Source organism: Roseateles sp. P5_D6 (assembly GCF_054049415.1).
In genome coordinates this window covers 1-12,068 of sequence record NZ_JBFUMK010000043.1, presented here as the reverse complement: position 1 = coordinate 12,068, position 12,068 = coordinate 1, and the positions used below count along the sequence as shown (strand labels likewise).

The window sequence follows — 12,068 nt, the reverse complement described above, 5'->3', positions numbered from 1 at the left end:
AAGGTCAACATCGAGGCCAACCACGCCACGCTGTCGGGCCACAGCTTCGAGCATGAGATCGCCACGGCCGGGGCGCTGGGCATCCTGGGCAGCCTGGACATGAACCGCGGCGACCCGCAGCTGGGCTGGGACACCGACCAGTTCCCCAACAACGTGCCGGAGACGGCGATCGCGCTGTACCACGTCATCCAGGCCGGCGGGCTGGGCTCGGGCGGGTTGAACTTCGACGCCAAGGTGCGCCGCCAGTCCATCGATGCCGAGGACCTGTTCCACGGCCACATCGGCGGCATGGATGTGTGCGCGCAGGCGCTGCTGATCGCCGAGAAGATGGTCAACGACGGCCGCCTGAAGGCCGCCGTGGACAGCCGCTACGCCGGCTGGGACGCGCCTGCCGGCCAGGACATCCTCAGCGGCCGGCGTTCGCTGACCGAGCTCGCCGACCAGGTGCTCGCCGCCAACACCGACGTGGCGCCCGTCTCCGGCCGCCAGGAAGTCTTCGAGAATCTCGTCAACCGCTTTTGCGGCTGAACGCCTCGCTGGGCGTTGGAGAAACCCTTATCACTCGCCCAGCGCATCTTTCGCTGAGCAAATGACCGCCCCCCAAACACACACGGAGACATCATGCGTCGCACCACTTTTCTCGCACTGAGCGCTTTGTTGACGCTCGCACCCTGCGCACCGCTGCTGGCACAGGGCAAGGGCACCGTTGGCATCTCGATGCCGACCAAGGGCTCACAGCGCTGGATCGCCGACGGCGACAACATGGTCAAGAGCTTCAAGGCGCTCGGCTACCAGGTCGACCTGCAATATGCCGATGACGAGATCCCCAACCAACTCGCCCAGCTCGAGAACATGGTCACCAAGGGCGTCAAGGCCCTGGTCATCGCCTCCATCGACGGGTCCACGCTGTCCGGCGTGCTGCAGAAGGCCGCCGAGAAGGGCGTCAAGGTCGTCGCCTATGACCGCCTGATCCGCGGGTCCAAGAACGTCGACTACTACACCACCTTCGACAACTTCCAGGTCGGCGTGCTGCAGGCCGAGTCCATCGTCAACCGGCTCGGCCTGAAGCAGGGCAAGGGGCCCTTCAACCTGGAGGTGTTCGCGGGCTCGCCCGACGACAACAATTCGGGCTTCTTCTACGACGGCGCCATGAGCGTGCTCAAGCCCTACCTGGACAGCGGCAAGCTCGTCGTGCGCAGCAAGCAGCTGGGTGCGATGAAGGTCGGCATCCTGCGCTGGGACACCGCCACCGCCCAGGCGCGCATGGACAACCTGATGTCGGCCTTCTACGGCAAGGAGAAGCTGCATGCCGTCCTGTCCCCCGCGGACATCCTGTCGATCGGCATCATTTCTTCCTTGAAAGGCGTCGGCTACGGCAGCGCGAGCCAGCCCATGCCGGTCATCACCGGGCAGGACGCCGACTTGCCGTCGGTCAAGGCCATCCTGAGGGGTGACCAGGCTTCCACCGTCTTCAAGGACACCCGCCAGCTGGCCAAGGTCACGGCCGACCTCGTCGATGCGGTGCTCAGCGGCCGCGCGCCGCAGGTGAACGACACCAAGACCTACAACAACGGCACCAAGGTCGTGCCGTCCTATCTGCTCAAGCCTGTTGCAGTCGACGCCACGAACTGGAAGCCCGTGCTCGTGGACAGCGGCTATTACAAGGAAAGCCAGCTGAAATGAACCTGCCCCTCGCCCAACCTCGCGTCGCTGAACGCGAGCAAGTCTGGTCGGTCTTGCAGACCGCGCTGCGGCATGAGCCGCAGCCCTTCGGCAGGCACAAGCCGCCCACCGGGCACCTTGCGTCCGGCCTCAGCCCCCGCGGGGACGGCGATGCTTGCGGCGTCGAGCCGCAAGAACATCGCCAGTGCGGGCCGGCTAGGGAGCGGCCCGGCGCTCGTCCCGCTGTGTACTCAACGGGCAACTGAAATGGAAACCGCAGGCAATCAGCCGAGCGCGCTGCTGGAGATGCGCGGAATCGGCAAGAAGTTCCATGGCGTGGTCGCCCTGAAGCATGTCGACCTGGCCGTCCAGCGTGGGCAAATCCACGCCGTGGTCGGCGAGAACGGCGCCGGCAAGTCCACGCTGATGAAGATCCTCTCGGGTGTCTACCCGCACCCGGACTACGAAGGCGAGATCCGGTTCGGCGGCCAGCCGCAGCGCTTCTCCGGCATACGCCAGAGCGAAGCGCTCGGCATCGTCATCATCCACCAGGAGTTGGCGCTGATTCCGCAGCTCTCCATCGCCGAGAACCTCTTCCTCGGGCACGAGCGCGCCCAGCGCGGCGTGATCGACTGGACGCGCACGCACGAGCAGGCCGTCGAGCTGCTCCGCCAGGTCGGGCTTCAGGAGTCACCGAATACGCTGGTGGGGGACATCGGCGTCGGCAAGCAGCAGCTCGTGGAGATTGCCAAAGCGCTCGCGAAGGACGTGAAGCTGCTGATCCTCGACGAGCCCACAGCCAGCCTCAACGAGGATGACAGCGCCGCGCTGCTCGAATTGCTGAAACGGCTGCGCGGCCGCGGCGTCAGCTGTGTGCTGATCTCCCACAAGCTCAACGAGATCGCCGAAGTGGCCGACGCCGTCACGGTGCTCCGCGATGGCTCGACCATCACCACGATGGACTGCAGGGAGGCGCCGCCAGCGGAGGCGGCCATTGTTCGCGCCATGGTCGGGCGAGACATGCAGGACCGCTATCCCAAGCGGCAGTCCAACCCAGGTGAAGTCCTGTTCGAGCTGCGCGACTGGTGGGTCGAGCACCCGCTTCACGTGGGCCGCGAAGCCATCAAGGGCGTCAATCTGAATGTTCGCCGCGGCGAGATCGTCGGCATCGCCGGCCTGATGGGCGCGGGCCGGACCGAGCTCGCGATGAGCGTGTTCGGCCGCTCCTGGGGGCGCCGCATCCGCGGTTCCGCCTGGATGGGCGGGCAGCAGGTCGACGTCTCGACCGTCCGGCGGGCCATCAAGTCAGGGCTGGCCTATGTCACCGAGGACCGCAAGGCCCTGGGGCTGGTGCTGCAGGAAAGCATTGCCCGCAACACCAGCCTGTGCCGGCTGGAAGGCGTCTCTCGCTTCGGCGTCATCGACGAGGCGCAGGAGAGCACGGTGGCAAATGACTTCCGGCAGCGGCTGGCCACCCGCTGCGCCAACGTCCAGCAGGCCGTCGGCGACCTGTCCGGCGGCAACCAGCAGAAGGTGGTGCTGGCCAAGTGGCTGTTCACCGACCCCCAGCTGCTCATCCTCGACGAACCCACCCGCGGCATCGACGTCGGCGCCAAGTTCGAGATCTACAGCCTGATTGCGAGCCTGGCCGCCCAGGGTCGGGCAATCCTGATGATTTCGTCGGAGCTGCCCGAGCTGCTGGGCCTGTGCGACCGCCTTTACATGATGAACGAGGGCGAACTGGTGGCTGAAATGCCGGCTGCCGGCGCCACCCAGGAAACCGTCATGCACGCCCTCTTGGGCACCCATTGAAACCCATCCTCATGTCTTCCTCTTCCCTGCGCAATTTCCTGGCATCGCACCTGCGCGACTACGGCATGCTGCTGTCGCTGGTCTGCATCATGGGGTTCTTCCAGGTGCTCACCGACGGCACGCTGCTGCAGCCGTTGAACCTGACCAACCTGTTCCTCCAGAACAGCTACATCGTGGTCATGGCCCTCGGGATGCTGCTCGTGATCGTCGCGGGCCACATCGACCTGTCGGTCGGTTCCATCTGCGGCTTCATCGGTGCCCTGGCAGCCATTCTGATGGTCGAGCAGGGTTGGCCCGTGCTGCCGGCCGCAGCCGTGTGCCTGGTCGCCGGCGCCCTCATTGGCTGCCTGCAGGGGTGGTTCGTCGCCTACCTGAAGATCCCCTCGTTCATCGTCACCCTCGCGGGCATGCTGGTGTTCAAGGGGCTGGCGCTTGCCCTGCTCGGCGGCCAGTCCATCGGCCCCTTCCCGGAATCCTTCCAGCTACTCAGCAGCGGCTTCCTGCCCGACTGGCCGGCGGGCGAGGAGCGTCATCTCAGCTCCCTCGTCATCGGCTTCGGCCTGGTGGCATGGCTGGCCTGGCGGGAGCTGGCCACGCGCCGCAAGGCCGCAGCGCTCGGCGCGGCGTCCGAGCCGGCAGCGCTCTTCGGCCTGCGGCTGCTGACCCAGTCGGCCGCACTGGCCGGGGTGGTCTGGCTGCTGGCCTCGTACAAGGGCCTGCCCAATGTGCTGCTGCTGATGGGCATCCTGATCGCCGCCTACGTCTTTGTGACCCGCCGCACGACGCTCGGCCGGCGCATCTACGCCCTCGGCGGCAACGAACGTGCCGCCCGGCTGTCCGGCGTCCCCACCGAGAAGCTGACGTTGCTGTGCTTCGCCAACATGGGCGTCATGGCGGCACTCGCTGGCCTGGTTTTCGCGGCCCGCCTCAACACGGCCACGCCCAAGGCAGGCCTGGGCTTCGAGCTCGACGTGATCGCCGCCTGCTTCATCGGCGGGGCCTCGGCGTCAGGCGGCGTCGGCAAGGTGCTCGGCGCGGTGATCGGCGCCTTCATCATGGGGGTGATGAACAACGGCATGTCCATCCTCGGCGTGGGCATCGAATGGCAGCAGGTCATCAAGGGCGTCGTGCTGCTGGCTGCCGTGGTTTTCGACGTGTACAACCGCCGAAAAGGTGGGTGACGTCCCGGCCGCTGGTCGATGACCGGCGCCAGCTACCCTACCCCCGCGGTATCCGCTGCGGGCTGTGGCACACCGCAGCGGCGTGCCTCAGGCGGCGCCGGTTCCCTCGCCGACCCAGCGGCCCAGAGAGGCCAGCAGATGTGAGCACATGGCTGCAGCTGCCGCCTGCGGGTTGCGGGCTTCCAGCGCGTGATAGATCGCCTCGTGCTCCGCGAGTGCGACCTGCCAGGTGTGCGTGGACTCGGCCTGGCCACTCATGCGTGACGCGATGGGGCTGTGACGGCCGTCGAAGAGCGTTCCCACCACGCCGACCAGGACGGAGTTGCCAGCCATCTCGGCAATGCTCAGATGAAAGCGCCGGTCCGACTCGACAGGCTTGCGGCCACTGGCATGGTCCTCACGCATGGCGTTCAACGCGTCCTCGACGCGTTGCAAGGATGCCTTGCTCACCCGCGCTGCCGCGAGCGTGATGATCGCGCTCTCCAGCACGACACGCGCCTGCGCCAACTCGGCAGGGCTTTCGCCCAGCGATGAGGTTGCGACTTCGCCATTCATGGGCGGCGCGCTGACGTACACACCCGAACCGCCGCGGATCTCCACGCGGCCGTCGATCTCCAGCGCGATCAGCGCCTCGCGCAGCGACGGCCGCGAAACGCCGAGTTGCAGCGCCAATTCCCGCTCCGCTGGAAGCCGCCCCCCCGTGGAGATTCCCTCCGCGTCGATCAGCGCACGGATCTTGTCGGCGACCAGCTGATATTGCCGACGCACTTCGCCGACGCGGTGTTGGTTGGGCATTGGAACCAGCGCTCGTTGTTAATTGGACAGACCAAATGGTATCGCAATCAATCTCGCGCGCCGCACCGCTCATCGCCGACACCCAGTGAAACGATATTGGGGAATACACCGGTAAGACCAATCCAAGAGGATATGGCAAAGTGGCTTGACCAAATTGGTTTGACCAGCCATCGTGCCAAAAGCGACGAACCGAGCGCAATGACAGCGTTGCCAGCACGGAGGACGCTCGAAGCGCCAAGGCAGGAAGGCGGACCGTTGGACAGGGAAGAGCAAGCCGGGCCGCAGAGCCCCCGAGAGCAACCACCAGAGACAAGATGAACACGCACCGATCAAAACGGACGCCGACGAAGTGGTCGACTCCATCGTCGCCGAAGACATCGGCAAGCTGCCCGACAAGGCGATCGGTGAAATGCTGCAGCGGCTCGCTGACATGAGCGTCGATCGCACGATGTCCAGCGTCAGGTCGCTCAACGTCATCGTCGGCAGACGTTGAAGTCCCTTCCTTGCGAATGAGCATGAACAACAGCACCCCCACGTCCCGCCGCCGGTTCGTCACCTCGGCCGCGCTGCTGCCGATGCTCAGTGCCCTGCCCCACTGGGTGCAGGCCGGCGCGGCCGCCGTCGGCGCCGATGCACTCAGCCTGTGGTACGACCAGCCCGCCGGCCCGTGGATCGAGGCCCTGCCGCTCGGCAACGGCCGCCTGGGCACCATGGTTTTCGGGCGCCCGGCGCAGGAGCGGCTGCAGTTCAACATCGACACGCTGCACGGCGGCGGGCCCTACGTCCAGGACAACCCGAAGTTCCGCGAGGCCCTGCCGCAAGTGCGCGCCCTCATCGACCAGGAACGCTGGAAGGAGGCCAACGACCTCGTCTCCGAGGCGCTGATGGGCAAGCCCATCAAGCAGATGCCCTTCGGCGCCGCCGGCGACCTGCTGCTCGACTTCCCCGGCGTGAAGGCCGCTGCGCGCTATCGGCGCAGCCTGGACCTGGACAGCGCCATCGCCACCACCAGCTTCATCGACGGCAGCGGCCGCCACCGGCGCGAGACCTTCTGCAGCGTGCCGGACCAGGTGACGGTGATCCGGCTGGAGATCGAAGGCGACGGCACGATCGACCTGGACCTCGGCTATCGCCATCCCGACTACCAGCCCTATGGCGGCTTCGGCGACACCAAGTACGACAAGGATGGCGTCGTCTTCGTCGGCGCGCCCTGGGACCACCGTGAATCTCTCTTTGCAGAGAAGCGGCCCGGGTCGCTGGCCGTCCGCGCCGACGGCAGCGACGCGCTGCTGATCGAGGGCCGAAATGTGCAGGCCTTCGGCATCCCGGGCCAGCTGCGCTATGCGCTGCGCGTGCAGGCGGTGGGCGATGGCCACATCGAGGCCAGCGGCGACCGGCTGCGCGTGCGCGGCGCGCGCCAGCTGACGCTACTTGTCTCCGGCGAGACCAGCTATGTGAACTGGCAGGACACCAGCGGCGACCCCGTGGCCGCCGTGCGCCAGCGCACCGCCGCTGCCGCGCGCAAGCCGTTCACCAAGCTGCGCGACGACCATCTCAAGGCCCACCGCGCCTTGTTCCGCCGCCTGCACATCGACCTCGGCGGCCACGAAGCCAATGCCCGCTCCACCGACGCCCGCATCAAGGGCGTGCCCCGGCAGCCCGACGCCGCGCTCGCCGCGATGTACGTCCAGTACGCGCGCTACCTGCTGCTGTCGTCCTCGCGCCCGGGCAGCCAGCCGGCCAACCTGCAGGGTGTGTGGAACGAAGTGCTGCACCCGCCCTGGGAAGGCAAGTACACGATCAACATCAACACCGAGATGAACTACTGGCCCGCCGGGCCGGCGAACCTGGGCGAGTGTGTCGAGCCGCTGCTGAAGATGGTCGAGGACCTCGCCGTCGCCGGCGCGCGCACGGCCCGCAACAGCTACGGCGCGCGCGGCTGGGTCGCGCACCACAACACCGACCTCTGGCGCGCCACCGCGCCCATCGATGGCCCGCTGTGGGGCATGTGGCCCACGGGCGGCGCGTGGCTTTGCACGACGCTGTGGCAGCACTACCAGTACAACCCGAGCCCTGCGGTGCTGCGCCGGCTCGCCCCCTTGCTCACCGGCGCGGCCCAGTTCTTCCTCGACACGCTGGTCGAAGACCCCAAGGGCCGCGGCCTCGTCACCTCGCCGTCGCTCTCGCCCGAGAACAACCACCATGCCGACATCGCCATGTGCGCCGGGCCGGCGATGGACCGCCAGATCCTGCGCGACCTGTTCGACGCGGCCATTGCGGCACAGGCACAGCTTGGCGAGGACGACCCGGCATTCACTGCTGCCGTCCGCAAGGCGCGAGCCCGCCTGCCGGCTGATCGCATCGGCGCGCAGGGCCAACTGCAGGAATGGCTGGAGGACTGGGATGCGTCGGCCACCGACCAACAGCACCGCCATGTCTCGCACCTGTACGCCGTCTACCCCAGCGAGCAAATCAACGTGCGCGACACACCCGCGCTGGCTCAGGCCGCCCGCAAGACGCTGAACACCCGCGGCGACGAAAGCACCGGCTGGGCCACCGCCTGGCGGCTGGCGCTGTGGACGCGCCTGGGCGACGGCGAGCGGGCCTACAAGGTCCTGCAGGGCCTGCTGGGGCCGGCGCGCACCTACCCCAACATGTTCGACGCCCATCCGCCCTTCCAGATCGACGGCAACTTCGGCGGCGCCGCCGCCATCCTGGAAATGATCGTGCAGTCCTGGGGCGGCGAGGTGCATCTGCTGGCTGCCCTGCCCAAGGCCTGGCCAGCAGGCAGCCTGCACGGCGTGCGTGCGCACGGCGCCCTGACGCTGGACGTGGATTGGAAGGACGGGCAACTCAGCCGCCTGCAGCTGCGCGGCCCTGCGCGCGCCAAGGTCGCGCTGCGCTACCGCGGCCAGCACCTCGAACTCCGCCTGAACAGCCAAGGCCGCGCCCGCGTGGGCGCGGCCGACTTCGAACACCCCGAGGTAGAGCCCAAGCACTGAGCCGGCCTCTCCATAACGCTCGTGACCGGAGGAGACAACCGGCCGAGCACCTTCACCAGAAAGGTAGAACCATGAGACTGAAGTTGGGAACCCTGATGCTCGCCTTGGGAGCCGTTGCCGGCTCGCCAGCCCTGGCGCAGACATGCACACCGACGGCCATCACGCCCTATGTCAAGGTCAACGGCACGTGGACCCAGACGGCGTCGGCCACCATCAAGACCGGCGCCTCGGCCATCCTCGGCCCACAGCCGACGTCCGGCGGCATGTGGAGCTGGAGCGGCTGCGGCACCGCCGGTGCAGCGCGCGAGCAGACCATCCAGCCGCCCGCGGCTTGCACGGCCACCGCCACCTACACCAACAGCTGTGGCGCCAAGACCCAGCAGGCTTTCTCCATCAAGGTCGGCACCTGGGCAAGCGCGAAGTTCGGCGGCGGCGGCTACGTCAGCGGCCTCGTCTTCCACCCGACCACCGCCAACCTGCTGTACGCGCGCACCGACGTCGGCGGCGCCTACCGCTGGAACCAGGGCACGTCGTCCTGGGTGCCCATCACCGACGGCCTGGGTTTCGGTGCAGCAGAGGCCCGGTACCACGGCGTCGAAAGCATGGCCGTCGATCCGAACAACGACCAGCTCGTCTACATGGCCACCGGCATGTACGTGTCTGAAGGCAACGGCCGCCTGTACATGTCCAGTAACCGCGGCGACACCTGGACCTCCGCCGCCCTGCCCTTCCCGCTGGGTGGCAACAACCCCGGCCGGGCCATCGGCGAACGCCTGATGGTCGATCCCAACAAGCCTTCGACGCTGTTCTACGGCTCGCGCACGGCCGGCCTGTGGAAGAGCACCGACTCGGGCCTCACCTGGGCGCAGGTCACGTCGTTGTCGACCCTCAAGATGACCGCGGACCAGATCAACGCCAACGGCGGCACGGCCATGGGCGTCGAGACGGTCGTCTACGACACCAGCACCAAGGGCAGCGGCTCGGCCACGCAGACGATCTACGCGGCCGTCGCCCCGGACTACGCCAATGCAGCGGGCCTGGGCTCAAGCCTGTACAAGTCGACCAATGGCGGCGCCTCTTGGACGCCGGTCACTGTCCCGGTCGCCGGTTACCACATCCCGCACATGGCACGCGCTGCGGACGGCATGTTCTACATCGCCTTCACCAAGGACGCCGGGCCAGGCGCCGGCGGCCCAGGCCGGTTCTACAAGTTCGACGGCAGCAACTGGACCCTGCTCAAGAGCGTCGACCCGATCGGCGGAACCAACTTCGGCTTTGGCGGCGTGTCGGTCTACGGCAGCGGCGCGACCACCCGCATCGCACTGGGCGTGACCAACTCCTGGGGCAACTGGAGCGGCCAGCAGATCGTGCAGCTGTCCGACGACGCCGGCAGGACCTGGCGCGAGATCGAAGCGGTGACGCCGGGCGAGGTCACTGCGGGCTGGGTCGACGATGTCGAGATCGATCCGTCCAACCGTGATCACATCCTGCATGTCTCCGGCGGCGGCATCGTCGAGACGCGCAACGCCTCCTCGGCCACGCCCACCTGGGGCAGCACGATCAACGGCATCGAGGAGACCGCCGTCCTGAGCCTGGCCACGCCACCGGCCGGCGCAACGTACGCGGTCGTCAACAGTTCGGGCGACGTCGGCACCTGGTTGCACACCAACCTCGCGACCAAGCCGACGCTGACGCCGGGCACCGGCTGGAGCAATGGCTTCGCCGCCGACATGGCGTGGTCCGACCCACAATACGTGGCCACCATCGGCTACAGCCACGAAAACGGCACCGGCTTCGGCTTCTGGTCCGGCGACGGCGGCAAGACCTGGACGAAGTTCGCCACCAACGCGCCCGGTGTCGCGACCAACACGAACCAGGAAGCAAGCATCGCGGTCACCGCTCGCAACAAGGCGGTCTGGGCACCCGGCAACTCGGTGCCGTCGTACACCACGGACAACGGTGCCACCTGGGTCCCGACCAACCTGCCGGCGATCAACGACATCTACAGCCGCGGCTACCACCTGGCCGCAGATCGCAAGAACCCGAACAAGGTCTATGCCTACGATTCCGGCGGCAATTGGTGGGGCACGCCGGGCAAGGTTTACGTCTCGACGGACGGAGGCCGCACGTTCACGCTGAGCCAGGGTTCGGTGAACGCGGGACTGGCCCCGAACTACTTCGCGAACACCTCGCTGGCGGTCAACCCCAACGTCGAGGGCGAGCTCTGGCTGGCCGACGGCAACACGGTGTACCGCTCGACAGATTCGGGCGCGACCTGGGCCAAGCTCAGCAACTTCGCGTCGATCTTCAATGGCAACCAATGGGCCCAGGTGCAGGGCGCCAGCGTCATCGCGCTGGGCAAGGCCAAAGCCGGCGCGCCGTACTCGGCCGCGGTCTACGTCGTGGGCGTGATCAACGGCGTGTGGGGCGTGCATCGCTCTGAAGACGCCGGCGCCACCTGGACGCGCTTCAACGACGACGCCCACCAGTTCGGTGGCATCGGCGTGATCGCGGCCGACCAGAACATCTACGGACGGATCTACTTCAGCGGCACCGGCCGGGGCATGCTTTACAGCAACTGAAGCCATGGCTCGGCAGGCTCGCATCCATCTCCCGGCTGGGGCCTGCCGCCCCTATCCCTCACTGTCGTGGAGTCGTGCCCTGGCCCTGGGCCGGCTTCCCACAACGTTCGCATCCGGCGGAGACGACCGGTCGAGCACTTTCATTCTGAAAGGAAGAACATGAAAACTTTGATACCCGCACTGCTGCTCGCCTTCGGGGCGAGCGCAGCCCCGCTAGCGCTGGCGCAGAGCTGCGGCAGCGGCGGCGGCGCCACCGTCTGCCTGACGGCCACCGGCACGGCCAGCAACGTCCAGCTGGGTTGGACCGTCAGTGGCACCGTCACGTCGCTGGAGATCTTCCGCGACACCGACGCCGACCCCAACGGCCGCACCCGCATCGCCGTGCCGGGCAGCAGCGCCAGGAGCTACACCGACGCCTCGGGCAACATCGGCACGCGCTACTGGTACTGGGTCAAGTTCACGACCAACGGCGGCAGCTACAACTCCGGCTCGGCCAACGCCACGCTTGGCGCCGCCTGCAAGCCGACGGCCATCACACCCTACATCAACGCCAACGGTGCGTGGACGCAAACGGCATCGGCCACCATCAAGACCGGCGCCTCGGCCATCCTAGGCCCGCAGCCGACATCCGGCGGCATGTGGAGCTGGAGCGGCTGCGGCACCGCCGGTGCAGCACGCGAGCAGACCATCCAGCCGCCCGCGGCCTGCACGGCCACCGCCACTTACACCAACAGCTGCGGCGCCAAGACCCAGCAGACGTTCTCCATCAAGGTGGGAACCTGGACGAGCGCGAAGTGGGGCGGCGGCGGCTACGTCACGGGCCTGGTCTTCCACCCGACCACCGCCAACCTGCTGTACGCGCGCACCGACATCGGTGGCGCCTACCGCTGGAACCAGGCCACGTCGGCCTGGGTGCCCATCACCGACGGCCTGGGCTTCGGTGGCGGCGAGGCCAGTTTCCACGGCGTCGAGAGCATCGCCGTCGATCCGAACAACGATCAGCGCGTCTACATGGGCGCCGGCATGTACACGTC

The 12,068-nt window shown here is 67.5% G+C and carries 7 protein-coding genes and 2 pseudogenes; 8 read left to right on the top strand and 1 reads right to left on the bottom strand.

Going from position 1 to position 12,068, the window contains the following annotated elements; all coding sequences use genetic code 11:
* From ACXJKM_RS29805 to mmsB, 4 genes and pseudogenes are all read left to right on the top strand, one after another.
* Positions 1 to 528 (top strand): annotated as a pseudogene (locus ACXJKM_RS29805) (xylose isomerase); the annotation flags it as partial.
* Between the two features lie 93 nt (positions 529 to 621).
* Positions 622 to 1,683, top strand: a complete 1,062-nt coding sequence (gene chvE / locus ACXJKM_RS29800) for a multiple monosaccharide ABC transporter substrate-binding protein (RefSeq protein WP_056194679.1) — start codon at positions 622 to 624, stop codon at positions 1,681 to 1,683.
* Positions 1,684 to 1,929: 246 nt separating this feature from the next.
* Positions 1,930 to 3,474, top strand: coding sequence for a multiple monosaccharide ABC transporter ATP-binding protein (mmsA, locus tag ACXJKM_RS29795; protein ID WP_056194681.1), 1,545 nt, complete (start codon positions 1,930 to 1,932; stop codon positions 3,472 to 3,474).
* 11 nt (positions 3,475 to 3,485) lie between these two features.
* On the top strand, positions 3,486 to 4,655 hold the full coding sequence (gene mmsB / locus ACXJKM_RS29790; RefSeq protein ID WP_082532513.1) for a multiple monosaccharide ABC transporter permease: 1,170 nt from the start codon (positions 3,486 to 3,488) through the stop codon (positions 4,653 to 4,655).
* Positions 4,656 to 4,742: 87 nt separating this feature from the next.
* Here mmsB and ACXJKM_RS29785 read toward each other — a convergent pair whose 3' ends face one another.
* Positions 4,743 to 5,450: a FadR/GntR family transcriptional regulator gene (locus tag ACXJKM_RS29785; protein ID WP_056194687.1), complete on the bottom strand. Its 708-nt coding sequence runs from the start codon at positions 5,448 to 5,450 to the stop codon at positions 4,743 to 4,745.
* Positions 5,451 to 5,799: 349 nt separating this feature from the next.
* On the opposite strand from ACXJKM_RS29785, the gene ACXJKM_RS29780 reads away from it, so the two are divergent.
* From ACXJKM_RS29780 to ACXJKM_RS29765, 4 genes and pseudogenes are all read left to right on the top strand, one after another.
* The gene (locus tag ACXJKM_RS29780; protein WP_157281291.1) at positions 5,800 to 5,943 is read left to right on the top strand and encodes a hypothetical protein; all 144 of its coding nucleotides are present in this window, start codon (positions 5,800 to 5,802) and stop codon (positions 5,941 to 5,943) included.
* Positions 5,944 to 5,965: 22 nt separating this feature from the next.
* A complete protein-coding gene (locus tag ACXJKM_RS29775) occupies positions 5,966 to 8,452 on the top strand; it encodes a glycoside hydrolase family 95 protein (RefSeq protein WP_457356629.1) in 2,487 nt (828 codons plus the stop codon).
* Between the two features lie 71 nt (positions 8,453 to 8,523).
* Positions 8,524 to 11,034 (top strand): dockerin, encoded by a 2,511-nt coding sequence (locus ACXJKM_RS29770; protein ID WP_457356628.1) that lies wholly within the window; start codon positions 8,524 to 8,526, stop codon positions 11,032 to 11,034.
* 159 nt (positions 11,035 to 11,193) lie between these two features.
* Positions 11,194 to 12,068 (top strand): annotated as a pseudogene (locus ACXJKM_RS29765) (hypothetical protein); the annotation flags it as partial.

Coding starts and splice junctions, on each gene's coding strand:
- chvE (WP_056194679.1), top strand. CDS start 622: ATGCGTCGCACCACTTTTCTCGCACTGAGCGCTTTGTTGACGCTCGCA.
- mmsA (WP_056194681.1), top strand. CDS start 1,930: ATGGAAACCGCAGGCAATCAGCCGAGCGCGCTGCTGGAGATGCGCGGA.
- mmsB (WP_082532513.1), top strand. CDS start 3,486: ATGTCTTCCTCTTCCCTGCGCAATTTCCTGGCATCGCACCTGCGCGAC.
- ACXJKM_RS29785 (WP_056194687.1), bottom strand. CDS start 5,450: ATGCCCAACCAACACCGCGTCGGCGAAGTGCGTCGGCAATATCAGCTG.
- ACXJKM_RS29775 (WP_457356629.1), top strand. CDS start 5,966: ATGAACAACAGCACCCCCACGTCCCGCCGCCGGTTCGTCACCTCGGCC.
- ACXJKM_RS29770 (WP_457356628.1), top strand. CDS start 8,524: ATGAGACTGAAGTTGGGAACCCTGATGCTCGCCTTGGGAGCCGTTGCC.